Origin of the sequence: Rhizobium sp. 0TCS1.26, from assembly GCF_050455525.1 — a bacterium.
Taxonomy (GTDB): domain Bacteria; phylum Pseudomonadota; class Alphaproteobacteria; order Rhizobiales; family Rhizobiaceae; genus Neorhizobium.
The window spans coordinates 50,610-73,492 of the sequence record NZ_JBCIYV010000006.1 but is presented as its reverse complement, the minus strand read 5'-3'; the positions used below and the strand labels follow the sequence as shown (position 1 = coordinate 73,492).

General features: G+C 63.1%; 25 protein-coding genes, 2 tRNA genes and 1 pseudogene. 16 read left to right on the top strand and 12 right to left on the bottom strand.

Annotated elements, in window-relative coordinates:
* Positions 1–9 precede the first annotated feature (9 nt).
* The 5 genes from exoR to AAIH46_RS21100 all read right to left on the bottom strand — a co-directional run bounded on the left by exoR (position 10) and on the right by AAIH46_RS21100 (position 7,932).
* On the bottom strand, positions 10–795 hold the full coding sequence (exoR, locus tag AAIH46_RS21120) for an exopolysaccharide production regulator ExoR (protein WP_430308088.1): 786 nt from the start codon (positions 793–795) through the stop codon (positions 10–12).
* A 565-nt stretch (positions 796–1,360) separates the two neighbouring features.
* On the bottom strand, positions 1,361–2,608 hold the full coding sequence (locus AAIH46_RS21115; RefSeq protein WP_430308034.1) for an OmpP1/FadL family transporter: 1,248 nt from the start codon (positions 2,606–2,608) through the stop codon (positions 1,361–1,363).
* Positions 2,609–2,956: 348 nt separating this feature from the next.
* Positions 2,957–5,872 carry a valine--tRNA ligase gene (locus AAIH46_RS21110; RefSeq protein ID WP_430308033.1) on the bottom strand — a complete coding sequence of 972 codons (2,916 nt, stop codon included), beginning with the start codon at positions 5,870–5,872 and terminating at the stop codon, positions 2,957–2,959.
* A 115-nt stretch (positions 5,873–5,987) separates the two neighbouring features.
* On the bottom strand, positions 5,988–7,028 hold the full coding sequence (locus tag AAIH46_RS21105) for a PopZ family protein (RefSeq protein ID WP_430308032.1): 1,041 nt from the start codon (positions 7,026–7,028) through the stop codon (positions 5,988–5,990).
* A 250-nt stretch (positions 7,029–7,278) separates the two neighbouring features.
* Positions 7,279–7,932, bottom strand: a complete 654-nt coding sequence (locus AAIH46_RS21100; protein WP_430308031.1) for a protein-L-isoaspartate O-methyltransferase family protein — start codon at positions 7,930–7,932, stop codon at positions 7,279–7,281.
* A 189-nt stretch (positions 7,933–8,121) separates the two neighbouring features.
* Here AAIH46_RS21100 and AAIH46_RS21095 point away from each other — a divergent pair, with 189 nt between their 5' ends.
* The 3 genes from AAIH46_RS21095 to AAIH46_RS21085 all read left to right on the top strand — a co-directional run bounded on the left by AAIH46_RS21095 (position 8,122) and on the right by AAIH46_RS21085 (position 9,155).
* Complete coding sequence (locus tag AAIH46_RS21095; protein ID WP_430308030.1) at positions 8,122–8,313, top strand: hypothetical protein; 192 nt, start codon at positions 8,122–8,124, stop codon at positions 8,311–8,313.
* A gap of 346 nt (positions 8,314–8,659) precedes the next feature.
* Positions 8,660–8,733 (top strand) — tRNA-Cys (locus tag AAIH46_RS21090).
* A 170-nt stretch (positions 8,734–8,903) separates the two neighbouring features.
* A complete protein-coding gene (locus AAIH46_RS21085) occupies positions 8,904–9,155 on the top strand; it encodes a hypothetical protein (protein ID WP_430308087.1) in 252 nt (83 codons plus the stop codon).
* Positions 9,156–9,258: 103 nt separating this feature from the next.
* Here the strand turns inward: AAIH46_RS21085 and AAIH46_RS21080 are convergent, their stop codons facing one another.
* Positions 9,259–9,501, bottom strand: coding sequence for a DUF6894 family protein (locus AAIH46_RS21080; protein ID WP_430308029.1), 243 nt, complete (start codon positions 9,499–9,501; stop codon positions 9,259–9,261).
* A 305-nt stretch (positions 9,502–9,806) separates the two neighbouring features.
* On the opposite strand from AAIH46_RS21080, the gene AAIH46_RS21075 reads away from it, so the two are divergent.
* Positions 9,807–10,166: a DUF4189 domain-containing protein gene (locus AAIH46_RS21075; protein ID WP_430308028.1), complete on the top strand. Its 360-nt coding sequence runs from the start codon at positions 9,807–9,809 to the stop codon at positions 10,164–10,166.
* A gap of 86 nt (positions 10,167–10,252) precedes the next feature.
* Here the strand turns inward: AAIH46_RS21075 and AAIH46_RS21070 are convergent, their stop codons facing one another.
* On the bottom strand, positions 10,253–10,447 hold the full coding sequence (locus AAIH46_RS21070) for a hypothetical protein (protein WP_430308027.1): 195 nt from the start codon (positions 10,445–10,447) through the stop codon (positions 10,253–10,255).
* Between the two features lie 186 nt (positions 10,448–10,633).
* Positions 10,634–10,765, bottom strand: a complete 132-nt coding sequence (locus tag AAIH46_RS21065; RefSeq protein WP_430308026.1) for a hypothetical protein — start codon at positions 10,763–10,765, stop codon at positions 10,634–10,636.
* Between the two features lie 397 nt (positions 10,766–11,162).
* Between AAIH46_RS21065 and AAIH46_RS21060 the strand changes: the two genes are divergently transcribed.
* Positions 11,163–11,804, top strand: a complete 642-nt coding sequence (locus AAIH46_RS21060) for an exopolysaccharide biosynthesis protein (RefSeq protein WP_430308025.1) — start codon at positions 11,163–11,165, stop codon at positions 11,802–11,804.
* A 33-nt stretch (positions 11,805–11,837) separates the two neighbouring features.
* On the opposite strand, the gene AAIH46_RS21055 is transcribed toward AAIH46_RS21060, so the two are convergent.
* Positions 11,838–12,041 carry a hypothetical protein gene (locus tag AAIH46_RS21055; protein ID WP_430308086.1) on the bottom strand — a complete coding sequence of 68 codons (204 nt, stop codon included), beginning with the start codon at positions 12,039–12,041 and terminating at the stop codon, positions 11,838–11,840.
* Between the two features lie 232 nt (positions 12,042–12,273).
* Here AAIH46_RS21055 and AAIH46_RS21050 point away from each other — a divergent pair.
* Positions 12,274–12,348, top strand: a tRNA-Asn gene (locus AAIH46_RS21050).
* Between the two features lie 207 nt (positions 12,349–12,555).
* On the opposite strand, the gene AAIH46_RS21045 is transcribed toward AAIH46_RS21050, so the two are convergent.
* On the bottom strand, positions 12,556–13,086 hold the full coding sequence (locus tag AAIH46_RS21045; protein ID WP_430308024.1) for a DUF4142 domain-containing protein: 531 nt from the start codon (positions 13,084–13,086) through the stop codon (positions 12,556–12,558).
* A gap of 243 nt (positions 13,087–13,329) precedes the next feature.
* Here AAIH46_RS21045 and AAIH46_RS21040 point away from each other — a divergent pair, with 243 nt between their 5' ends.
* The 7 genes and pseudogenes from AAIH46_RS21040 to AAIH46_RS21010 all read left to right on the top strand — a co-directional run bounded on the left by AAIH46_RS21040 (position 13,330) and on the right by AAIH46_RS21010 (position 18,018).
* Positions 13,330–13,503 (top strand): hypothetical protein, encoded by a 174-nt coding sequence (locus AAIH46_RS21040; protein ID WP_430308023.1) that lies wholly within the window; start codon positions 13,330–13,332, stop codon positions 13,501–13,503.
* Between the two features lie 143 nt (positions 13,504–13,646).
* Complete coding sequence (locus AAIH46_RS21035) at positions 13,647–13,958, top strand: hypothetical protein (RefSeq protein ID WP_430308022.1); 312 nt, start codon at positions 13,647–13,649, stop codon at positions 13,956–13,958.
* Between the two features lie 260 nt (positions 13,959–14,218).
* Complete coding sequence (locus AAIH46_RS21030; RefSeq protein ID WP_430308021.1) at positions 14,219–15,259, top strand: cysteine synthase A; 1,041 nt, start codon at positions 14,219–14,221, stop codon at positions 15,257–15,259.
* A gap of 10 nt (positions 15,260–15,269) precedes the next feature.
* The gene (locus AAIH46_RS21025; protein ID WP_430308020.1) at positions 15,270–16,004 is read left to right on the top strand and encodes an alanyl-tRNA editing protein; all 735 of its coding nucleotides are present in this window, start codon (positions 15,270–15,272) and stop codon (positions 16,002–16,004) included.
* Positions 16,005–16,039: 35 nt separating this feature from the next.
* Positions 16,040–17,464: a 3-mercaptopyruvate sulfurtransferase gene (gene sseA, locus AAIH46_RS21020; protein ID WP_430308019.1), complete on the top strand. Its 1,425-nt coding sequence runs from the start codon at positions 16,040–16,042 to the stop codon at positions 17,462–17,464.
* Between the two features lie 49 nt (positions 17,465–17,513).
* Positions 17,514–17,786, top strand: a pseudogene (locus AAIH46_RS21015) (DUF1203 domain-containing protein); the annotation flags it as partial.
* Positions 17,787–17,823: 37 nt separating this feature from the next.
* A complete protein-coding gene (locus AAIH46_RS21010) occupies positions 17,824–18,018 on the top strand; it encodes a DUF1203 domain-containing protein (protein ID WP_430308018.1) in 195 nt (64 codons plus the stop codon).
* A gap of 61 nt (positions 18,019–18,079) precedes the next feature.
* On the opposite strand, the gene AAIH46_RS21005 is transcribed toward AAIH46_RS21010, so the two are convergent.
* Positions 18,080–18,784 carry a PadR family transcriptional regulator gene (locus AAIH46_RS21005; RefSeq protein WP_430308017.1) on the bottom strand — a complete coding sequence of 235 codons (705 nt, stop codon included), beginning with the start codon at positions 18,782–18,784 and terminating at the stop codon, positions 18,080–18,082.
* 193 nt (positions 18,785–18,977) lie between these two features.
* Between AAIH46_RS21005 and AAIH46_RS21000 the strand changes: the two genes are divergently transcribed.
* Together AAIH46_RS21000 and AAIH46_RS20995 are read left to right on the top strand one after the other, a co-directional pair.
* Entirely contained in the window at positions 18,978–19,307 is a 330-nt protein-coding gene (locus AAIH46_RS21000) for a PilZ domain-containing protein (protein WP_430308016.1), read from the top strand.
* A 201-nt stretch (positions 19,308–19,508) separates the two neighbouring features.
* Complete coding sequence (locus AAIH46_RS20995; RefSeq protein ID WP_430308085.1) at positions 19,509–21,482, top strand: bifunctional 2',3'-cyclic-nucleotide 2'-phosphodiesterase/3'-nucleotidase; 1,974 nt, start codon at positions 19,509–19,511, stop codon at positions 21,480–21,482.
* Between the two features lie 115 nt (positions 21,483–21,597).
* Here AAIH46_RS20995 and AAIH46_RS20990 read toward each other — a convergent pair whose 3' ends face one another.
* Entirely contained in the window at positions 21,598–21,981 is a 384-nt protein-coding gene (locus tag AAIH46_RS20990) for a response regulator (protein ID WP_430308015.1), read from the bottom strand.
* 194 nt (positions 21,982–22,175) lie between these two features.
* Between AAIH46_RS20990 and AAIH46_RS20985 the strand changes: the two genes are divergently transcribed.
* The gene (locus AAIH46_RS20985) at positions 22,176–22,874 is read left to right on the top strand and encodes a Crp/Fnr family transcriptional regulator (protein WP_430308014.1); all 699 of its coding nucleotides are present in this window, start codon (positions 22,176–22,178) and stop codon (positions 22,872–22,874) included.
* The last annotated feature ends 9 nt before the right edge of the window (positions 22,875–22,883 follow it).

Here is a 22,883-nt window from a genome sequence, read left to right as displayed (position 1 = left end):
GAACGTCGTTCAGTCGGCGTCGTCGCCCTGGCCAAACTGCTGGGCCAGCGCCACGGCGCTGCGGCGGTCCTGCTCGTTGGACAGCGAGAAGGCGTCCTCCTGCAGCTCTTCCATCCACGGGCAGTCCTTCTTGTTGCAGCGATCCAGCGCTGCCGTCAGGAAAGCGAGACCACGGACGGTTTGCCCCTCCTGGAACAGCACGTCGCCGAACACCGCCATGGCACCCGCATGACCGGCCTTGCGAGCCTGGTTCAGCCATTTCTTCGCCTGCTGCACATTGGCCGAACCGCCCTCGCCCATCAGCATCATGCGGGCCAGCTGGAACTGCGCCTCCGACACGCCGAAGGTCGATGCGACCTGGAAGTAGATCTGCCGGGCCTGGCCGAGATCGGCCTTGACCGGGGTATTGGCGATCCCGTTGCGGTAGTAGTCGGCGAGCGCCAGCAGCGCGTTGACGAAGAAGCCGGTGTCTTCCGAGCCCGGCTCGACGCCCTGGTTGGCGATCTCACTGTAGATCTTGAAGGCTTCGAAATCGTTCTTCGCCACGCCGTCGCCATAGGCGTACATGTTGGCAAGCGCCCAGCGCGAACCGGTATGACCCTTTTCCGCAGCGTAGCGATAGGCTTCGACCGCGTCCTTCTTCTGACCGTTCTTGTAGGCCTTGAAGCCGAACTTGAAGAGGTCGAACGGACCGGATTCCTTCGTCACGCCGGCAGTAATGTCAAAACAATAGCCTGATTGCGCGACCAGCATCCCGGGCAGGAAGCCAAGTGTCAGGAGCCCGACAGTGAGCATGTTGAGGCGAGGCATGTTTAGACTTCCTTAACCATGCCGGTGCTTGATGCGGGACGGGTTTTCGCTACGGTCGCTGTCGCCGCGGCCCGTAGGGCCAGCTCGCCAGAGCCTTGATAAGAGGTCATGTACGTACTCCGAACACACATTCGATCGCGCTTGCCAGACAACCGGCTGGGCGGAACTGCGACGATCGGCGACCGATCGCAGCCTCACGATAGAACGTGTTTCCGGCAAGACTACGGTCCCGCTCTGCAATGTGCGGTCGCGACGCGCGACGGGCATCGACGAAAGTCGAATGTCCCCGCATCCACGGCATTTCACTGAAGAATTCGCCCATATTCACCCAACACGCCCCCGCCCCCGCAGGTTCGCTTACTTCAATTGACACATTCGCTGCGCCCCGTTTGTGGCGGGAAGTAGACCGATTGGCCGGCACCGAGACTACGTCGCATGGTCTGAAGAAACTGTTGCCGAATCGTCACAAAATCGCGGGCGCCAGCTAGGCCGGAGGCGCACGAAAAAAGGCCCGGACGGATCCGGGCCTTCGGGCATTGCGCGGATGAGATCAGAACTTCACGCGGACCGAGGTGGAGATGGCCGCCACCAGATCGTCATCAAAGTCGTAGCGCGAGTCTGCGCCATACTGGACGCCGTTCAGCGTCACCGGGCCGGACGAGCCGTCGGTCAGCACGCCGAGGACGCCCGTGAGGCGGAACTCGACATTCTGCGTCGGCGTGTAGGCGACCGACGCTGCCGCCGACCAGGTGTCGGTCTGCGTGCCGAAGCCCTGGCTGGTGCCGCGGTCCCAGGTCAGAGCCAGTGCACCGCTCCATTGTTCATCGAACTTGTGTCCGACGCCGCCGGTGACTGTCCAGCCGTCGCGGTAACCGAGATCGAGTGAGGTGATCTGGCTCGCGGTCGTGCAGCTCGACGTGGTGCCGGCGACGCAGAAGGGGATCGTCGACAACTGGCTCCAGTCGACCCACTTGGCCGAACCAAAGACCAGCCAGCCAGGAGCGACCCCAGTCTGGAACTTCAGCTCCACACTGTCGGGCATGCTCTGCGATCCGAACACGTTGTAGACGCGTCCGCCGACAGGTGTGAGCGCTCTGGGAACCTGCGTGAGATTGAGCGTGCCGGTGATGTCGTCGAGCTTGACTTCACTGTTGTAGACAAGGCTCGCGCGGAAAGCATATTCCGGTATCTCGTAGGCAAGGCCGGCGCGCCAGCCCCAGCCGCTGTCCTCAAGATCCAGGCGCCCAACGCCGTTCCCAAGGGGGGTCGGAGGAACGACCAGACGCTCCTTGAAGCCTTCGACCTCCTGGTAGAAGCCGCCGCCGATGATACGCAACTGACCCGGACCCGCGTCGAAGCGGTAGGAACAGGTGACAGCGTAATTGTCGCTCTCGACCTTGGTTTCGATGTTCTCATTGGCGCCGCGCCAGTTGGCGCCGGGCTTCGTGTGTGCTCCCCATGGCTGCGAGTAGTCGGCCATGCAGTCGACGCTGTCGCCAAGGCCGGCCTTGATGCCGACGCGCGGCACCCAGTAGTTCTCGGAATCGTTTGCCGTCGTCGTTCCGCCGTTGCGGCCATCCGATCCCAGACCATTCGCCGGGTTGATGTCGCGGGCGTTCTTCAGCTCGCGCTGCGGCGCGACGAAGGTTGCCGACGCCTCTCCCGCCACCGTGGCCGGATCGAACAGCAAATCGATGTTGTAGCCGCCGCGCTCAAGGCCGCCGGCCATCGCCGTGGTGTGAAGCGCGCCGACCGCGACCGCGGCCAGAAGGCCGCTCGTAATTGTGTATCTTACCATATCTCTCCCACTCCCAAGGTAAGTGACCCCGGCCAGCCTAGTGACGCACGCCTGAAAAACAACGCCGGCTAGCAACGGTGCAGCGCAGCATGCAGGTCTCAAAGTTACGTAAGTTCTTCAGCTTCTCGCGCGTTGACGCAGAATGGCTGGTGTTTTTTGCGTCAAGCTTGCGCCCTGGTGCGCTCATTAGAAAAACGTACTCAAAGTTCGCGGTCCGTTGCACATCGGCCACATAGGCGCATTTCTCGCCACGGTCTGCTGCCCCCGGGAACCGTTTGCGGCCGGACGCAAAACGGCCCGCGGAATGGATCCCGCGGGCCGCTCTCTTGTCCGTTTATTGCAGGTGATTCAACCGGCTTCGTTGATCCGCTGCAGCGCCGTCTGAAGGCTTGCGCGCTGCACCTGAAGCTCGGCCAGCCGCTCACGTTCGGCGGCCACCACTTCCGGATCGGCATTGGCGACGAACCGCTCGTTGCCGAGCTTCTTCTCGGTCCGCTCTGTGTCGGCATCCACCTTGCCCAGCGCCTTTTCGATTCGCGCCCTTTCGGCCGCCACGTCGATAAGGCTGCCGAGCGGCAGGCAGGCTGTCGCCTCGCCGATCACCACCTGGGCTGCACCGCGCGGAGCGGCATCGGCAAGCTCGATGGTCGAGACGCGTGCCAGCCGCTTGATCGCCGGCTCATGGCGTTGCAGGCGTCCTTGCGTCAGCGCGGTTGCACCGACGACGATCAGCGGCGCGACCGCCGACGGCGGCACGTTCATTTCGGAGCGGGCGGAGCGCAGACCGGTCACCAGATCGACCAGCCAGTTGATCTCGGCTGCCGCACCATCGTCCTCGAAGCCCGGCTGCGGCCAATCGGCATGGCACAGCAGACCATCACGCGCTGCCGTGTGCGCCCACAACTCTTCCGTCATGAACGGCATGAACGGGTGGAGCAGCTTGTAGGTCTCTTCCAGCACGTAGGCGACGCAGCCCTGGGCCTCGGCCTTGGCCGCCTCGTCTTCGCCGGCAAACACCGGCTTCAGGAATTCGAGATACCAGTCGCAGACCTGGTTCCAGACGAAGCGGTAGAGGCTGCTCGCCGCATCGTTGAACCGCTGCGTCTCAATGGCGGTCGTCACCTCGCGGATCGTCGCTGACAGTTCGGTGAGGATCCAGCGGTTGATGGTCAGCGTCGCGGCTTCCGGCACGAAATGCGGATCGCGCTTGACGCCGTTCATCTCGGCAAAGCGCGTCGCATTCCAAAGCTTGGTGCCGAAGTTGCGATAGCCGGCAATACGTGCCGGGTCGAGCTTCACGTCGCGTCCCTGGGCTGCCATGATCGCCAGCGTGAAGCGCAGTGCATCGGCGCCGTATTCGTCGATCAGCTCCAGCGGGTCGATGACGTTGCCCTTCGACTTCGACATCTTCTGGCCGTTCTTGTCGCGAACCAGCGCGTGGACGTAGACGGTGTTGAACGGTTCTACGGGGTTGCCGTTCTCGTCCTTCATGAAATGCAGGCCCATCATCATCATCCGGGCAACCCAGAAGAAGATGATGTCGAAGCCGGTCACCAGGACGTTGGTCGGATAGTAGCGGGCAAGCTCCGGCGTCTGGTCCGGCCAGCCGAGCGTCGAGAACGGCCAGAGCGCCGAGGAGAACCAGGTGTCGAGGACGTCTTCGTCGCGCGTGAGGATCTCGCCGGGCGCAAAGTTTTCGAGCTTTTCCTGCACCCAGGCCTTCCATGGACCTTCATGCGCCAGATAATGCTGGATCGCCGCGTTGAGCGCCTCTTCCTCGGTCTTTTCGACGAAGCACTGGCCGTCCGGACCATACCAGGCTGGGATCTGGTGACCCCACCACAGCTGGCGGGAAATGCACCAGGGCTGGATGTTCTCCATCCACTCGAAATAGGTCTTGTCCCAGTTCTTCGGCACGAACTTCGTGCGGCCTTCGCGCACCGAGGCGATCGCCGGCTCGGCCAGCGTCTGGGCGTCAACGAACCACTGGTCGGTCAGCATCGGCTCGATGACGACGTTCGACCGGTCGCCGAACGGCTGCATGATCTTCTTGTTCTCGACGTAAGGGACGTCATTGCCCTCGGCGTCCTTGACGGTAACGCTCAGACCTTCGGCGTTGATCGCATCGACGATCCGCTTGCGGGCTTCCAGCCGGTCGAGGCCGCGATATTCGTCCGGAACCAGGTTGATGTCGTCGACCTCGGACTCCGACGGAACCTCGCCGCCGCGGGCGACGGCAAGTGCCTGGGCGGCACAGGCGGCATAGGGCTCGCCGTCGTCACGCAGATGCGCGGTGCCGTCCATCAGCCGGTACAGCGGGATGTTGTTGCGCTTGGCCACCTGGTAGTCGTTGAAGTCATGGGCGCCGGTGATCTTGACGGCGCCGGAGCCAAAGGCCGGATCCGGGTACTCGTCGGCGATGATCGGGATCAGCCGGCGGTGTTCCTTCGGCCCGACGGGGATCTCGCAGAGCTTGCCGACGATGGCCTGATAGCGCTCGTCCTTCGGGTTGACGGCAACCGCGCCGTCGCCGAGCATCGTCTCGGGTCGCGTCGTGGCGATGGCGATGTAATTGCGCTGTTCCTGGAAGGTGACGTTGCCGTCCTCATCCTTCTCGACATAGGTATAGGTCTCGCCACCGGCCAGCGGGTACTTGAAGTGCCACATGTGGCCGTCGACTTCGCGGTTCTCCACCTCGATGTCGGAGATCGCCGTCTCGAACTTGGGGTCCCAGTTGACCAGCCGCTTCCCACGATAGATCAGGCCCTGCTTGTAGAGCGTGACGAACACTTCGAGGACGGCCTTCGACAGGCCCTCGTCCATGGTGAAGCGTTCGCGCGACCAGTCGCACGAGGCGCCGAGCCGCTTCAGCTGGTTGAAGATCAACCCGCCGGACTCGTCCTTCCACTCCCAGACCTTGTCGATGAACGCCTCGCGCCCGAGCGCCCGACGGCCGGGCTGCTGGGTCTCGGCGAGCTTCCGCTCGACGACCATCTGCGTGGCGATGCCCGCATGGTCCATGCCCGGCTGCCACAGCACGTCCTTGCCGCGCATCCGCTCGAAGCGCACCATGACGTCCTGCAGCGTGTTGTTCAGCGCATGGCCCATGTGCAGCGAACCGGTAACGTTCGGCGGCGGGATGACGATGGTGAAGGTCTCGGCATCGGGCCGGGCATTTGCACCGGCGCGAAAGGCGTCGGCCTCGTCCCAGGCGGTTGCGATCTTCGGTTCGACGGCGGCGGAATCGTAGGTTTTTTCGAGCATTTTCCGACCAGTTTCTCGAGTTCTCGTTGCTTGGGTGTAAACAGGAGTGACCCTAGCGAGTCAATAAAAAAGGCCGCTCCGAAGAGCGGCCCTACTATGCCTGCCTCCGGCAGCTTCAGCGGTTCGGACCGCGCGCCACGCGCTCGATCTCCTCGCGCACCAGGCGCTCCACGAGCGTCGGCAGGTTGTCGTCCAGCCACTCGCGCAGCATCGGCTGCAGCATGTCGCGGGCCATGTCCTCCAGCGACTGGCGCTCGATGCCGTTGAAGACATCGGCCAGCTCCTTGAACGAGCGGGCGACCTGTTCGCCTGCCTCGGCCGACAGCAGCAGCGCCGCCTCCTCGATCTTTGCCGGAAGCGACATCGCGGTGACCGGCGGCAGCATGTCAGCGGCGGGCTCGGCGTCGCGCATCGGCTCGGCGGCCATCGGCTCGGCAGCGGCAGTCACCGCCTTTGGAGCGGCAGGCTCGGCCGCGAACTGTTCTGCCTCGTATGAGGGCATGGCGCGCGGCTGCAGATCCGATGCCCGTACATCGAAGCGCTCGCGCGGCAGGTCGGAGGCCATCACCACGGCTGCCGGCGGCGTGGCGATCGCAGGTTCGAAACCGGTCTGCGCGGCAGGCTGCACCAGCGGCGGAACGGAGGGCTGCGGCGGCAGGTCGCGCGGCATCTGCCGCGACGGCGCGAGGTTCGTCGGAGCCACATCTGCGGATGCCATGGCGGCCGGCACCGGGCGCTGCGCCACCGGCTCCGGAACACGGCCGGCGGCGGCCCGCACGCGTGCAGCGACATCGGCGAGCGACAGCGTCCGCTCCTGCGGCGCCGCAGCAGCAGCCACAGGCTCGACCGGCGGAGCGTAACGGGCCGGGGCTGCCGGCTCCTGCGGCGCACGCGTCGGAGGATCGATCGAGGGACGCAGGTTCATGGCTTCGCCAGCAAAGGGACGACCTGGGTCGTTTGCAGGTACCTGCGACAGGAAGGGCGCGTCGAGCGTGTCGGTCACCTCGAAATCGTCGTCCTCCTCGTCGAACACCGCCTGCTGCGGACGTCCGTGAAGCTCACCCTCGCCGATCGGGTCATTGCTTTCAATGATCCGGCGGATGGAGGCCAGGATCTCTTCCATGGAGGGTTCACGCGCTACGCTCGGCTGGGCCATCTTCATCCCCGATCTGCCTTAAGGCCGTCCGGTGCCGCGGCACGAACGGACGAATCGGTGACCAGTCTACGCGATCCGGCGCCCGCCTCACAATCGCCGGCGGTGGCGTGCTGCAGCGCATACACAGGTTTATCGGAGGATGGGGACGGTGACCCTGGCGCCGATGCGACGGAACTGCCGCATCTCGTCACCGCATGGAGCGGCACGAGCGGTCGCGAAAAGGGCGGCTCGTGGCCGCCCTAGTGCGTTCTCAGAATACGAATTGCTTGGCCTTGCGGAAGCCGGGGAGCGGCTTGACGCTGGTGTTGAAATAGACGCTTTCCGACACGACGCCGTGCTCCTTCAGGTAGACGCGCGCCGTGGAGGCATTGCCGTAGCCGACCACCGTCATCAGCCGTCCGCCGTCGCGCAGCTGCGCAAACAGGGCCTCCGGCACGTCTTCGACGGCACCGTTGATGAAGATCAGGTCGTAGGGCGCCTCGCCGGGATAACCGGCTTCGAGGTCGCCGCTCACCACCGCGACATTGTCGCAGCCGAGATCGGCGAGCGTCTTGGAGGCCTCGGCTGCCAGCTCGGCATCGCTTTCGAGAGCCACGACGGCGCTGGCAAGCTGCGACAGCAGCGCTGTCGCATAGCCGGTGCCGCAGCCGATCTCCAGCACCACGTCGTTCTTGGTGATTGCGGCAAGCTGCAGAAGCTTTGCCAGCGGCGAGGCCTGCATCAGGAAGCGGCCCGGCGCCAGCTGAATGTCGTTGTCGACATAGGCGAGGATCTTCTGCTTCTCGGGTACGAAGGCTTCACGTGGCACGGAAAAGAAGGCCCGCAGCACCGAATGGGAGGTCACATCCGTGGTCCGCACCTGGTGCTCGACCATCTTTACCCGTGCTGCTTCGAAATCGATCATTGTGGTTCGCCTCGTCAAAGCGTCTGTGCATCTATCTGGCCCTCGTCTTACTGGGGCCGCTTGCACCTTTCAAGACGGTTCGCGCAGCGGCTCGGCAATTCCGGCCTGCCGGAGACGTCAAATGACGGAACAAAGCCGGAGCCGAGGGGTTGCTTCTGGGAAACCACACGAAACCGAAGGGAGGCCACCATGCCGACGAACCTGCCCGACAACCCCGTGGATACGCCGCGCGGCCCGACCCCTGCCCCCGGCGTGCCGGACCGCACGCAGGAAAAACCGCCGCTGACCCCGGCACAGGATCCGGGCGACACGAAGAACCCCAACGATCCGACGCTCAACCCGGCACTGCTGCCGATCGGTGATCCCGCCGGCGCCGCCTGACCTGAGGCTCCATATACCCGCTGTACCTGAGGCTCCATATACCCGCTGTCGAAGGCCGTCCCGCGGGGCGGCCTTTTTGGTGCCGGGCATTTGGTCGTGTTCGCCGCGGCGCGATCTCGACACTTGAGGGATTTTGCGGTCTCGGTGCTCCGGGTGTCTCGCGGTGATAGAGAGGCGCTGCCGCGCAGCCACTCGGCAATGCGCTTAACTCTTGCGCATGACTTGGCGCCTGCCCCGCTCGCTCAACGCGCCGCCTGTGAATTTGTCGCCGCAGCCGTTCTCGCCTCTTGCGCGCTTTCAAGATTCGTTCTAAACGCCCGTCACCACACGCACTTACTACCCGGATGGCCTCGTGGCGGAGTGGTTACGCAGAGGACTGCAAATCCTTGCACCCCGGTTCGATTCCGGGCGAGGCCTCCATCCTTCTCCCTCATCTTCTAGATCCGATTGAGCGCGAAGCTGCCGACCGCAGTTCGTGTTTGCGACGCCACCACCCCGCGCCATCGCCCACCCCGGTGACGCCACGGCGCCCATGGAACCTCCGCCACCACTTATGGTTCGGCCCCCGCAAGCTCAGGGAGTTTTTCATGCTGCGCATTCTTCTACCGGCCATCGCGATCTTCATCACCGGATGCACGACGAGCGAACTGGAGCCGGTCCCCGGCAGCATCACCTATGGCGGTCAACCGGCGGGTCACCTGAGCAAGGCACCGATCGGCAGCGCCGTCGGCAACCGTTTTCAGGACCAGTTCGGCCAGGAGTGGAGCGAGCGATACATCATTCAGCCGGACCGCTCGCTGAAACTGGTGAACCGTCAGCGGATCAACTATCCGGAAGACTGATTGCCTGGACACCTAATGTCCGCCACGCTGATCTCCCTCCGTATGCCAGCACGCGGTCGATCGAACAGAGTCCGGCTCACCCGGCCCGGTTCCTAGAACTCGGCTAGGACAGGCTCTCGCGCACCCGCTCGGCGTAGTCGATCGAGAAGGCGAGGTTGAGGGTAGCGACGGGCGCGCCATCGGCTTCGGTCACCGTGATGCTGACGTTTTCGGGGGGCGGAAAATTGCGGCAGGCGAACTGCGCCATCGCATTGAGAGCCGAATTCAGCGCCTCGTGCGAATTCGGCGCATCGATCGCCGTTTCGCCGGAATGTCCGTCGGAAATCTGAAGCCTGTAGTTGGGCATAATATAATACCTCCGCAATCCATGCTGGCAGAACTGAGCGGGTCGGCAAGGGTTCCTGCGAGCTTTCACCGCCAAGCCGGTGGGTCGCGCATGCCTGACGAGCAAAGTCCGGCGAACTCAGACCGCAAAGTCACCGGGCCGGGGCAGCAACCGAGCGCTCACCCCTGCACTATCCACTGCAAAACTGGGGGCTAATCTTGGCTCGAAAATAATTCCAAGGTTAACCAAGTGCAGCGCTTGTAATATCAAAACCCTTCTATAGTGTCGCTCGCGCCGCCATTTTTGGGGCTTGGGGACCTTTTCACATGACATCTACCCTTCGCGCTGCGTTCGCCGCAGCGATGCTTACCTGCGCCTTCTCGACATCCGCTTTTGCAACGGGCGCCATCGCCGTCAACGACGAACAGGGTATGTCGGCCGATGAAGCCGGCTATGCCGTCGGCTACGGCACCACCAAGAAGGAAGCGTCGGCCAACGCCGTGCGCGAATGCAAGTCGGCCGGTAACGAGGCCTGCAAGGTGATGCTGACCTTCGAACAGTGCGGCGCTTACGTCGGCGACAAGGTGAACTATGCGATCGGCATCGGCGCGACCGAGAAGGCAGCCCAGAAGGCCGCCCTCGACGAATGCCCGAACTGCAAGCTGGTGGTTTCCGACTGCCAGTAACGGCAACGGCGCAGATGTGACGGAAGGCCCGCCGGTTCAATCGGCGGGTCTTTTTTTTGCGCTTAGTCAGCCTAGGATTCGAGATATTACTCGCCCTTCTTGCCGACGGCATCTGCGGTAAACTCGGGCACGACTTCCGTTGGATCGAAGACATCGTAGCCCAGGGCACGCAGGAAAGGCAGCACCACCGCCGTCTTCACCGCCTCCTCGGTCGCCATCGTACTGGAATGTGTTCGGACGCGCTCCACGATCGAGCGCAAACTTTCGTCAATGGTACTCATATCCCCTCCACCCGTTATCCGAGTGAAGATCTGCGCAACACAAACGCTGGTCAAGCGGGAAGTAAATCGATGCCGAGGACGGGTTGGAGGTATCTAAGCTGGCATGCCTGCTCAGCAGCAGCCGACAATTCTCTCTACACCCTCAGAGACTGCCTCTAGTTCTATCCGTGGCTCTTCGCCGAAAAGCTATTCGACGATGCATTGCATGATGGATTGGCCGCCGGACTGACAGAGGGAAACCTTCCACATCTCGAACAGCAAGGCTCCGCCGATACTCAGCGCCAGCATTATACTCATAACGAGGAATTCGGCCTTCATATTGACCTCCCTGAGCATGGAAAGCCATAACAACATGAGAGGGCCATGCGCACAAGTACTTCTGCGCGACAGAAATTTTCTTCGTATTTCTTCGCCCGCTTCCATCCACGCCTCGGCGTCAACCCGCGGTAGCGTTCATGACGAAACCGTGATAAATTGCTGAATGTTCTCGCTGCGGAGGAGCGCGGGGAGAGCGTGTTCAACGGTTGGAGGAGAACCGTCATGCATTATCTGAGCTTTTTCACCGCCATCAATCCGTACGTACTTGCCGTGCTTGCGGCAGTGCTTGCCTGCGGCGCGGTCGACTGGTTGATCAGACCGCACTGACGCACACTTCAAGCTCCGGCCAAAGGCTGCTATTGCTTCGCGCCAACGCACACGGCACGGAGACGAGAGCTTGCTGCAACCGGATGAATTTCAAGATACGTCGCGCCCTCTCAGCGACACCCTGCGAAGCCTGATCGACGGCATTGACGGCGCGACCGTCAGCCTGCGCGAATTGATGCAGTCGGTCGGCGAGCAGGGTCTCCTGCTGATCTGCGCGCTCGCCTCGCTGCCCTTCCTCATCCCGGTCTCTATCCCCGGCGTCAGCACGGTGTTCGGCGCAGCGATCATCCTGATCGGCATCGCCGTCTTCCTCAACCGCCTTCCCTGGTTGCCGAAGCGCATCCTCGACCGGCGGCTGGACACGGGCAAGCTCGTACCAGCGCTGGAAAAGGGTCTCCGCATCGTGTCGCGCATCGATGGCTTCCTGAAGCCGCGCTGGCCGGCGATGACCCGCGGCTCGGCGGTCAACCGCATCAATGCGCTCGGCATCACCGCAGGCGGCGTGCTGCTGCTGTTTCCGCTGGGGCTGGTGCCGTTTTCCAATACGCTGCCGGCAATCGCCATCCTGCTGCTGGCAACAGGCATGATCCAGCGCGACGGGCTGATGGTGGTCGGCGGCTACCTGTTCCTGGTGATCACTGTCATCTATTTCGCCGTGCTGGCGCTGATGGCGTTTTCCGCCGGCCAGGGACTGGCAACCTTCCTCAGCTGAGGCAACGCCTGATCACTGCAGTCCGGTCGATCGTCAGCGCCGCTGGCGATCGGCCTTCCGGCGCATCCACCAGACCGCCAGCTGGCGCCGCTTGCGGCGTACCACGGCCAGATCCTGCGACAGGACCACAAGGCCGAGCGGCACCATCCAGAAGCCGAGGATCGGCAGGAAACCCAGCACGCCGCCGGCAATCAGCGCCGAGCCGATCCCGATCCGCCCGACCCGCGAGCGCGGCATCGGCACGTGCCAGGACCCGACATGCAGGCGGCCGGTCCTTGGGTCGATGCCAAATCTGCGCTGTCCTGCCTTGCTCTCCACGTATCGAACGTCCTTGCGCTATTTTCGGTGTTGCAGCGAGATGGGGAGCGCATGGGGATAAAGCAAGCGCACCACGATTTTTTCGAAAAAAGCGCTTGGCAAATCGAACCAGCATGAGTATTACCCCGCTCACCGCCGCGGCAAGCGGTGATCCCTGGTAGCTCAGCGGTAGAGCATTCGACTGTTAATCGACAGGTCGCCGGTTCGAATCCGGCCCGGGGAGCCAATTTAGAAGAAATGCCCACTTTCGTCGAGAGATCCGAAAGCGGGCATTTTTCATTCTTCTCCATCCTCCAGACCCGATAACGATCAGCCTTCCGACAGCTTTGCTGTGAAGCGGCGACGCGAAAAAACCCGCCGATCGGCTGATCGACGGGTTTGTTGTGGAGCGGAACCGGCAGCCTAACGCTGCCAGCCTGGCTCAGGTGCGGGGTCAGCTCTTGTCGAGCTCCTGCGCCATCTTGTAGTGGTGCTCGAGCGCCGGCAGGGTCTTTGCGGCCCAGGCCTTCAAGTCAGCGTTCTCACCTTCAGCCGCATAGCGCCTGAAGAGATCGACGGCATCCTCGTGGGCATCCACCTGGTCGTCGATGTATTCCTCGTCGAATTCGGCGCCGTTCAGCTTGGCCAGGTCGTCCACCTCTTCGCGGTGGTCCTCAGGCAGCGCCGTCACCGGAGCCCCCTTCACCTTGCCGCCGTCGATGAGGCCCTTCAGCTCCATCGTCGTCTTCTCGTGGTCGGTGATCATCTGCTGGGCGAATGTCTTGGTCGCATCATTGCCCTTCTGCAGCGCCAGCTTGCTCGATTCGATCTCGAACATGTCGCTGGCGGAGGCCTTCATGACAAAATCCTCGGTCTTCGGCGCGACGCCCAGGACCGAGTTCACGCCTGTCGATTCCGTTGCCGACTGCGCCAGGGCGGAAGTTGCTGCCATCAGCGCGGCGGCTGCGAGTGCGATCTTTTTCATCTGCTTGTCTCCTTTTGCGGATCGAGAACAAGGATGCCCCCCAGTTGGTTCCCGCACAGACGCTTGGGGGATCGCTGGCTCGCTACACGTCTGCAACCAAGGACGCTCAGCCCGTGACGCCGCCTTGGGTAAAACCTTGCAAGACCTCTTGACCATCGCCACATCAGCTGAACGGCGCCCGCGACTCTTGACCTACAGGTGAAAACAGAATAGAACAAAAAGAGAACGAATGAGGAGATGCTCATGACCAGTGCAGAACAGGCCGTTCAGAACGCGCTTGCCGCCGTGGCGGCATCCAGAGCTGCCCGCGAGCGGGAAGCGGAAGATCGCAAGAAGACGTTCCAGCGGATCGAACTCGCCAGCCGCAAGCCGATCTACGTGCCGAAGGGCGTGCAGTTGCCGCTGCGGCTTTCCTGATCTTGAGAGGTTCGGCAGGCGCCGGGACGGAGCGGCGGCGAGCGCTAATCTAACTTTTTTCGGAACAACACGCAGGTGGTCGCGGTTCAGTCACCGGGTAACGAAAAACAGGCCCATCCTTAAGAAAAACAAGGAGAAAGCACATGCTATCGAAACTGCTCACCGCATCCGTCCTGTCGCTTGGTCTTGCAACGGGCGCGCTCGCCCAAACCGCTACGGGCGGCAGCTCGGTCGGCAGCGGCGCCTCGACGACACAGGGCACCGACGGCGCATCCCAAAGCATGACCGGCTCGGGCTCGATGGATTCCAATTCGAGCATCGACCAGGGTTCGACCGGCAGCATTGCCGGCACCAGCGACGCTCCGTCGACCGAAGGCACCAATTGCGGCGGTTCCAATGAGAACCAGGTCTCACAGGGTGTGACCGAGGGCGCTCGCAACGACTGCCAGAACTAATCCTCATCTCCCAAGCGGAAGGCCGGGTTCATCCCGGCCTTTTTGCGTTTCCATTACCTGTCCGCAGAGTTAGCGCCGTCGAATGCCGGGTGCGCGCATCGTCGCCGAGTGGCGCCGCTCTGCATTCCACCACTTTGCCAAAACGCCGACAGTTCAGATTTTGCCGGCCGACGGCCGCATCGGAAACGGAATTCCTTGCGCTTTGGCTCGGCAGGATGGAAAAGCAGGGCAGCTTTTGTTTGCAAGATAAGGCATTCCCCATGACCATTCATCCGTCCGTGCTCAGCATCATCGGCAACACGCCTCTGGTGCGCCTCGACGGCCCCTCGGAACTGACGGGCTGCGAGATCCTCGGCAAGGCCGAGTTCCTCAATCCCGGCCAGTCGGTCAAGGATCGTGCCGCGCTCTTCATCATTCGCGATGCGGAAAAGCGCGGCCTGCTGCGTCCCGGCGGCGTGATCGTCGAGGGGACGGCCGGCAATACCGGCATCGGCCTGACGCTGGTTGCCAAGGCGCTCGGCTACCGCACCGTCATCGTCATTCCGGAGACCCAGAGCGAGGAAAAGAAGGATGCGCTGCGGTTGCTCGGCGCCGAGCTCGTCGAGGTCCCCGCGGTTCCCTACAAGAACCCCAACAACTATGTAAAACTGTCCGGCAGGCTCGCCGAGCAACTGGCAAGGACCGAGCCGAACGGCGCGATCTGGGCAAACCAGTTCGACAATGTCGCCAACCGCCAGGCGCATCTGGAAACGACCGCGCCGGAAATCTGGGAGCAGACCGGCGGCAAGGTCGACGGCTTCATCTGCGCCGTCGGGTCCGGCGGCACGCTGGCCGGCACCGGCATGGGGCTGAAGGAGCGCAATCCCGACGTCAAGATCGGCATCGCCGATCCGGAAGGTGCCGCCCTCTACGAATATTATGCGCATGGCGAACTGAAGTCGGAAGGCTCGTCGATCACCGAGGGCATCGGCCAGGGCCGCATCACCGCCAATCTCGAAGGCTTCACGCCGGATTTCGCCTATCGCATTTCGGATGCCGAAGCGCTGCCGATTGTATTCGACCTGGTGCAGCAGGAGGGGCTCTGCCTCGGCGGCTCGTCGGGCATCAACATTGCCGGCGCCATTCGACTGGCCCGTGATCTCGGCCCCGGCCATACGATCGTGACGATCCTCTGCGACTACGGCAATCGCTACCAGTCAAAGCTGTTCAACCCCGACTTCCTGCGATCGAAGGGCTTGCCGATCCCCGGCTGGCTGGTAGAAAAAACAGACATCACCGTCCCTTTCGAGCCGACCAGCTGAGCAGACCCGCATGACCCGAGCCCTCTACCGCGACGATTTCTATCTATCCACGGCGGAGGGCACGGTCACCGCCGTCCACGAGGACGGCGCCATCGAGCTCGACCAGACCTGCTTCTATGCGACGTCCGGCGGCCAGCCGGGCGATACAGGCTTCCTGGAGCGGGCCGACGGCACGAAGATCATGCTCGTCCAGACCCGCCATGGCGAAACCAAAGACATCATCCTACACGTGCCGCAGGACGGCGAGGTGCGGCCGGACGTCGGTGAGACGCTGACCCTGCATGTCGACTGGCCGCGCCGCTACCGGCTGATGCGCATGCACACCGCCTGCCACCTGCTGTCGGTCGTCTGCCAGTACCCGATCACCGGTGCAGCGGTGGGCGAGGACGAATCGCGCGTCGATTTCGACATGACCGACGTCATCGACAAGGACGAGGTGACCGCGCGGCTGATGCGGCTGGTCGATGAAAACCATCCGGTGTTCGTCACCTGGATCACCGACGAAGAGCTCGCCGCCAATCCCGACATCGTCAAATCCAAGAACGTCCGGCCGCCGGTCGGTCTCGGTCGGGTCAGTCTCGTCTCCATCGGCGAGAACTCCAGCGTTGACAGCCAGCCGTGCGGCGGCACACATGTCTCCGAAACTCAGGAAGTCGGTGCGATTCACATCGCCAAGATCGAAAAGAAGGGCAAGGAGAACAGGCGCTTTCGCATTCGCTTCGGCACGTCGGCCGAATCTGCGTGAATGGTCCGTTCTCCGGCTTCAATCGGAGGACTTGAATGTACGCAGAAAAAAGCCGTTTCGTCGTATCGGCAGACTGGGTCGAGGCGCAGCTTGGCAGCGCAGGCTTCAAGCCGGTCGATGCCTCGTGGTATCTGCCGGTCCACAAGCGCCGGCCGCTCGAAGAATTTGTCGCCGGCCATCTGCCGGGTGCGGTGTTCTTCGACCAGGACGAGATCGCCGACCACGCGACGGGACTGCCGCACTCGCTGCCGACGCCGGACCAGTTCGCCGAAAGCGTCGGCCTGCTCGGTCTCTCCGAAAACGATACGATTGTCGTCTATGACGGGCCGGGCTTCTTCTCGGCACCGCGTGTCTGGTGGATGCTGCGTACCATGGGCGTCGACAAGGTCTATGTGCTCGACGGTGGCCTTGACGGCTGGAAGGCGGAGAACCGGCCGCTGGAGACCGGCGAGACACAGCCGCAGCCGGCCACCTTCACGCCCCGCTTGCGTGCCAAGTCGGTGACCAGCCTTGCCGAAATGCGCCGCATCGTCGCCGAGGGATCGCGTCAGGTGATCGATGCCCGCGGTGCCGGCCGGTTTTCCGGCGACGAGGCCGAGCCGCGGCCGGGCATGCGCTCGGGACATATGCCGGGCGCGCGCAGCATGCCGGCAACGATGTTTGCCGAGAACGGCCACTTCAAGGACCTGGCGACGCTGAAGACGCTGATGGACGAAGCCGGCGTCGACCTCACCAAGCCCGTCACCACCAGCTGCGGCTCCGGGGTCACGGCAGCAGTGGTCAGCCTGGCGCTGGAATCGCTTGGCGCGACCGATCTGACGCTTTACGACGGCTCGTGGTCGGAGTGGGGCAGCCTTGAGGATACGCCGGTCGTCACCGGCCCGCCGACGCCCGCCACGCCCGCGGGTCCGCCGGAGCCGATCCGCACCCGCGTCACGTTCCTGGAGATGACGTCGCCGCCGCGCGCCAGTGTGCCGATCCCGGTCAACATCCAGACGGCGATCATCCGCGCGCCGTCGATCCCGCTCCACTACTACCGCTATCTCTACCGGCAGGTCGGCAGCCGCTGGCACTGGTACAATCGCCTGCGGCTGAGCAACGAGGATCTGGCGGACATCCTCTCCGACGAGCGCAACTGCGTCATGGTGCTTTACGTCAACGGCGCGCCGGCCGGCTTTTTCGAGCTGTTCCAGAAGAGCGAAGACGAGGTCGAGCTCTCCTATTTCGGCCTGTTCGAACATGCGCTGGGGCTCGGCATCGGCAAGTGGTTCCTGCTGCAGGCGCTCTACACGGCCTGGCAGATGAGCCCGAAGAAGGTCACGGTTTCGACCAACACGCTCGACCATCCGCGGGCGCTCAGCCTCTACCAGATGATGGGCTTTGCGCCGGTGGCGACCGTCGAGACATGGGTCGAACCGATGTCGGACGAGGAACGGCTGGCGGCGCTGAAGCGCGACTGAGACCTGAAGGCAAGGATCGGGTGGCGGCACCACCATCCGATCCTTCAGAATGCAGGCATCGATCCATCCAAAGGAGATGCCCATGACGTCGATCCGCTTCCAGGCCCTGCCAACAGAGACCGTTGAAGCCCTGCGGGCCGGCGCGCCGGATGCCAACGGACAGCCTTGCGAGCGCATGCTGTCTCCGGGCGGCGCAATGCCGTGCCGCCACTGCCTGGGCTTCATCGCGGAGGGCGAAGAGATGCTGGTTCTCGCCCACCGCCCCTTCCCGTCTCCCCAGCCCTACGCCGAGACCGGGCCGATCTTCCTGCACGCCGGCCCCCTGCCCGCGCTATGCGGCCGAGGAGATCCTGCCGCCGATGCTGGAGAGCCCCGATTACATCGTGCGCGGCTACGGGTCGGACAACCGGATCGTTTATGGTACCGGCGCCGTCACCCCGACCGGCCGGATCGCTGCGCGTGCGCAGGATCTGCTGGCCCGGCCGGAGATCGACTATGTGCATGTCCGCTCGGCGCGCAACAATTGCTACCAGTGCCGCATCGAACGCGGCTGAGCTCAACGGCAAACGGCGGCGGTGACCAAGCCACCGCCGCCGTCGACGGGAATGCCAGCCTTCAGGCGGGGCTGTTGCCGCCGCGTTCCAGTTCCTCGGCAAATTGCAGCAGCTGCTTCACCAGCTCGCCCGCCTGCCGCTCGTCGGCTTGGATGCGCCGCGCCACGACCTCGTGCAGGTTCAGCATCGCGGCCTCGAGGCTGCGCGGTAGATGCGGCGCATCTTCCCGTCCGCGGCCGCGGCGCTCCTGCTTCTGGCGGATCCGCTCGGCGAGCTGCGACAGGCGGTCGAGGATGGTCGCCGCCATGCTGCGATTGTCCTCGAGATGGGCGCGCCCCTCTTCGGTGATCGAGTAGCGCTTTTTGGTGCCGTCCATTTCCGCGGTCACGTAGCCGGCTTCCTCCAGATAGGTGAGCGTCGGATAGACGACGCCAGGGCTTGGCGCGTAGAAGCCGTAGGTGAGATCTTCGATATATCTTATGATCTCGTAGCCGTGGCGCGGCTCCTTCTCGATCAGTGCCAGAACCAGCAGCCTGAGGTCGCCCTGCAGCAGGAAACGGCCGATCCGGCCTTCCCCATCGTCGCCGCCATGGTCACCGTGACCGCCGGGTCCACCCGGGCCACCCTGGCTAGAACGTCCGAAGCCGCGGCCAAATCCGCCGCGGGCAGCGAAAAGGCCGGCCCAGTCGCGGTGTCGATGATCGCGGCCATGTCCGTGATCGCCATGCTGTCCGTCGTGTCTTGCGTCGTGTTCGTGTCCGAACATGTTCAGCTCCTTTCGAGACTGTCTTTCGATATATCTAAGTTACGCCGAACACAGCGCATGTCAAGCGTCTTTAGATATATCTAAGATGGGTCTTGGTCAGGCTCCAGGAGTGGCTTCCGAACGATCGGCGTAAGGGCTCGGAAACGGTTTGCGTGCATGATCTTCCGGCACGTCACCAGGATCAGCTCCAGCCATGCTTCCCTTCTCCGGCATCAAGGCCCGCAACGCCGAACGCAGGCGCACGCGCATCACCGGCACCGTTCGCTACGGCCTGCAAAAGACGCAGGGCCGGGTGATCGACCTCTCAGCCGCAGGCCTCGCGCTGCAGCTCGATCGTCCGCTGCATGCAGCTACCGGAAGCCGCATCCGCATCGAGAGCGAGGAGTTGGGGCTGATCGACGGTACGGTGCAATGGTGCCAGGGGCTTCGGATCGGTGTCCAGTTCGACCGCAGCTCGAATGCCTGGGCAAAGGTGTCGTCGTATTTCCGCTTCTACCACGGACGCGCCGGCGGTCGTTTCTGACCGGCTGCATCACCTCACCCCGATTCCCACCCCTTCATTCGCAGGGGCGCCTCGGCGTTCCTCTTCATCACCTGGCTGACCGGCGGTGTACGACGGCGTCGTTCGTCATTTTCCTGATGCGTCGCTGCGACATAGCTCCTACACTTCCGCTGCAACCGACTGATGGAGAGGTCCATGTCAACCCTGTTCACCCCACCTTCCATGACGCGCCCGATGACGCGCCGTTCGCTGCTCGGCGGTATCGCTGCAGGCTCCGCGCTCGTCATGCTGCATCCGTTCGCAGCCCGCGCCCAGGCCAATCAGGCGCATCTGCGGATCATGGAGACGACGGACATCCATGTGAACATCATGCCCTACGACTACTATGCGGACAAACCCAACGACACGATGGGACTGACGCGGACCGCAAGCTTCATCGACCAGGTGCGCTCCGAGGCCGGAAACTCGATGCTGATCGACAACGGCGACCTTCTGCAGGGCAACCCGATGGGCGATTACATGGCCTATCAGAAGGGCATCAAGCCAGGCGACCTGCACCCGGTGATGAAGGCGATGAACGCGCTCGGCTATGATTGCGGCACGCTCGGCAACCACGAGTTCAACTACGGTCTGGAGTTCATGTTCAACGTCCTCAACGGGGCGAAATTCCCGATCGTCTGCGCCAACCTCACCAAGGGCCAGCTGGCCTCGGAGGCGCGCAAGGATGAGCTGTTCTTCAAGCCTTACGTGATCATCGAAAAGCAGATCCGTGATGGCTCCGGCGCCACCAGCCCGGTTAAGGTCGGCTTCATCGGCTTCGTGCCGCCGCAGATCATGGTCTGGGACGCCAAGAACCTCGAAGGCAAGGCGCAGACGCGCGACATCGTCGAGGCCGCCAAGGCCTGGGTGCCGGCGATGAAGGAAGAAGGCTGCGATATCGTCGTGGCGCTGTCGCATTCCGGTATCGACGGCAACGGCCAGAGCGAGCGGATGGAGAACGCTTCGCTCTACCTCGCAGGCGTGGAAGGCATCGATGCGATCTTCACCGGCCACCAGCACCTGGTCTTCCCCGGCCCCAAGGACTTCGAGGGCATCACCGGCGCCGATGCCAAGAAGGGCACGCTGATGGGCAAGCCCGCCGTCATGGCCGGCTTCTGGGGCTCGCATATGGGCCTCATCGACCTGCTGCTGGAAAAGGATGGTTCGAGCTGGAAGGTCGTCGACTTCACCTCCGAGGCACGGCCGATCTTCCATCGCGACGACAGCCGCAAGGTCGTCGCCGACGTCAAGGACAAGCCGGAGATCGTTGCGGCGGTGAAGGAAGAGCACGAAGCGACGCTTGCCTATGTCCGCCGCCCGGTCGGCAAGACATCCGCGCCGCTCTATTCGTACTTCGCGCTCGTTGCCGACGACCCGTCGGTGCAGATCGTCTCCAATGCCCAGACCTGGTACGTGAAGAACCTGCTGAAGGACGGCAAATACAAGGACTTCCCCGTGCTTTCGGCCGCCGCTCCATTCAAGGCGGGTGGCCGCGGTGGCGCCGATTACTTTACCGATGTGCCGGCCGGCGACATCGCCATCAAGAACGTCGCGGACCTCTATCTTTATCCGAACACCGTTCAGGCGGTGCTTATCACCGGCGAGCAGGTGAAGAACTGGCTGGAAATGTCGGCCGGCATGTTCAATCAGGTGACCGCCGGCGCCAAGGATGCACCGCTCCTGAACACCGGCTTCCCCTCCTACAATTACGACGTGATCGACGGCGTCACCTACCAGATCGACCTGTCGCAGCCGACGCGTTTCGACAAGGACGGCAAGCTGATTAATCCGGACGCGCACCGCATCGTCGAGTTGAAGTTCGACGGCAAGCCGATCGACCCGGCGCAGAAATTCGTCGTCGCGACGAACAACTACCGGGCCGGCGGCGGCGGCAAGTTCCCCGAGATCGGCGCCGACAAGGTGATCCTCGTGGCACCCGATACCAATCGCGACGTGGTGGTGCGCTACATCATCGAGCAGGGCACGATCAATCCAACCGCCGATGCCAACTGGTCGTTCAAGCCACAGGCCGGCACCACGGCCGTGTTCGAGAGCGGCCCCAAGGGACGCCAGTACGCGGGCCAGGTGAAGGGCGCGACAATCGAGGATGCCGGTGACGGCGCCGAGGGCTTCGCCAAGTTCCGCCTGGTGCTCTGAGGCACATCGTCATTCGGCAAACGCAGCAAAGCCGTCGGCCCCTCATAGGTGCCGGCGGCTTTTTCGATCATGGATGAAGGTGCGGCGCGGCGTTGGAACACCACCTCAGGCAGCGTCAGGCGACGGCGGTTCTGCAGGCGCGGATAGCGTCAAGGAAGTCTTCGGGCGGGCAAGGCTTGGACAGCCAGAGCCGTACCACCTGCGGAACGTCAGGATCGGTGTCTCCTGCCTCTTTCGTGCGGGATGTGTGGACGATGAACGGGATGCGCCGTTGCGTCAGGATCTCGGCGATCTCGGTCGAATCGCCGTCTTGGACGCGGGTTTCGATGACGGCCAGTCGCGGATGGTGATCGACCAACCATGCCAACGCATCGGCGCAGGAGGTTACGGTAACGATCGGACCGCAACCCTCCTGTTCCAGCAGTTCTTCCACATAGATGGCGATCAAGGCTTGATCCTCCAGAAGGAGAACCTCTCCTTCTTCCAGATCGACGTGCATCGGTTCTCCCGTACGAGAAGGTTGCCTGTCAGTTTAGACAAATGCCGGGGCATGTCTGGTTCCGTCTGCCAGCGTACGCAACGCCACCTGTAAGAACATGATGCTATACGGGCAACTGTCTGAAAATACAGGGGCAGATCGGCCGAGATCTCAGTTCTCGCCTCACGCCAGCCATAGCTATGGGCGCTACAGAATTGAGCCAGATCCGCAACCGACTGCTTGCCCTGCTACCACCTATCGAACTGGAAAAAGTCGGTTCAGCGCTCTCGCCCATCGAGCTTCCCAAAGGCTTCGTCATCGTCAAGCCGGACCAGCCGATCGATTTCGTCTACTTTCCGACATCGGGCATCGGCTCCGTCGTTACGGTATCGCCGGAAGGCCACCGGGCCGAGGCCGGCATGTTCGGCCGCGAGGGGTTTTCCCCGACGCCTGCCGGCGTCGGCGGCAACATCAGCATCCACGAGGTGGTGATCCAGGTTGAAGGCGCCGGATACCGGATTTCCTTCGCCGAATTGACGTCTGTGCTCGCCGGCTGCCCGGTTCTGGCAAACCTGCTCGCCCGCTTCATCCACGCCTTCGGCTCTCAGATCTCGTTTACGGCGCTCTCCAATGCCGTGCACAACATCGACGAGCGGCTGGCCCGATGGCTGCTGATGTGCCACGACCGGGTGGACGGCAACGAGATCCTGCTCACCCACGAGTTCATTTCGCTGATGCTCGCCGTCCGTCGGCCAAGCGTCACGACAGCTCTGCATATCCTCGAGGGAAAGAAGCTGATCCGTGCCGAGCGTGGCCGCATCAGTGTGCGGGACCGGGCTGGCCTCGAATCGTTTGCCGGGGACGTTTACGGCAAGCCGGAAGAGGAATATCGACGCCTGATCGGCGAACTGTAGGACGCCCGC

Coding starts and splice junctions, on each gene's coding strand:
- AAIH46_RS21035 (WP_430308022.1), top strand. CDS start 13,647: ATGCTATCGAAACTGCTCACCGCATCCGTCCTGTCGCTTGGTCTTGCA.
- sseA (WP_430308019.1), top strand. CDS start 16,040: ATGTACGCAGAAAAAAGCCGTTTCGTCGTATCGGCAGACTGGGTCGAG.
- AAIH46_RS20990 (WP_430308015.1), bottom strand. CDS start 21,981: ATGCACGTCGATCTGGAAGAAGGAGAGGTTCTCCTTCTGGAGGATCAA.
- AAIH46_RS21000 (WP_430308016.1), top strand. CDS start 18,978: ATGCTTCCCTTCTCCGGCATCAAGGCCCGCAACGCCGAACGCAGGCGC.
- AAIH46_RS21045 (WP_430308024.1), bottom strand. CDS start 13,086: ATGAAAAAGATCGCACTCGCAGCCGCCGCGCTGATGGCAGCAACTTCC.
- AAIH46_RS21030 (WP_430308021.1), top strand. CDS start 14,219: ATGACCATTCATCCGTCCGTGCTCAGCATCATCGGCAACACGCCTCTG.
- AAIH46_RS21055 (WP_430308086.1), bottom strand. CDS start 12,041: ATGCCGCGCTCGCGGGTCGGGCGGATCGGGATCGGCTCGGCGCTGATT.
- AAIH46_RS21100 (WP_430308031.1), bottom strand. CDS start 7,932: ATGATCGATTTCGAAGCAGCACGGGTAAAGATGGTCGAGCACCAGGTG.
- AAIH46_RS21070 (WP_430308027.1), bottom strand. CDS start 10,447: ATGAGTACCATTGACGAAAGTTTGCGCTCGATCGTGGAGCGCGTCCGA.
- AAIH46_RS21115 (WP_430308034.1), bottom strand. CDS start 2,608: ATGGTAAGATACACAATTACGAGCGGCCTTCTGGCCGCGGTCGCGGTC.
- AAIH46_RS21010 (WP_430308018.1), top strand. CDS start 17,824: ATGCTGGAGAGCCCCGATTACATCGTGCGCGGCTACGGGTCGGACAAC.
- AAIH46_RS21065 (WP_430308026.1), bottom strand. CDS start 10,765: ATGAAGGCCGAATTCCTCGTTATGAGTATAATGCTGGCGCTGAGTATC.
- AAIH46_RS21025 (WP_430308020.1), top strand. CDS start 15,270: ATGACCCGAGCCCTCTACCGCGACGATTTCTATCTATCCACGGCGGAG.
- AAIH46_RS21080 (WP_430308029.1), bottom strand. CDS start 9,501: ATGCCCAACTACAGGCTTCAGATTTCCGACGGACATTCCGGCGAAACG.
- AAIH46_RS21095 (WP_430308030.1), top strand. CDS start 8,122: ATGCCGACGAACCTGCCCGACAACCCCGTGGATACGCCGCGCGGCCCG.
- AAIH46_RS20995 (WP_430308085.1), top strand. CDS start 19,509: ATGACGCGCCCGATGACGCGCCGTTCGCTGCTCGGCGGTATCGCTGCA.
- AAIH46_RS21075 (WP_430308028.1), top strand. CDS start 9,807: ATGACATCTACCCTTCGCGCTGCGTTCGCCGCAGCGATGCTTACCTGC.
- AAIH46_RS21105 (WP_430308032.1), bottom strand. CDS start 7,028: ATGGCCCAGCCGAGCGTAGCGCGTGAACCCTCCATGGAAGAGATCCTG.
- AAIH46_RS21040 (WP_430308023.1), top strand. CDS start 13,330: ATGACCAGTGCAGAACAGGCCGTTCAGAACGCGCTTGCCGCCGTGGCG.
- AAIH46_RS21110 (WP_430308033.1), bottom strand. CDS start 5,872: ATGCTCGAAAAAACCTACGATTCCGCCGCCGTCGAACCGAAGATCGCA.
- exoR (WP_430308088.1), bottom strand. CDS start 795: ATGCTCACTGTCGGGCTCCTGACACTTGGCTTCCTGCCCGGGATGCTG.
- AAIH46_RS21005 (WP_430308017.1), bottom strand. CDS start 18,784: ATGTTCGGACACGAACACGACGCAAGACACGACGGACAGCATGGCGAT.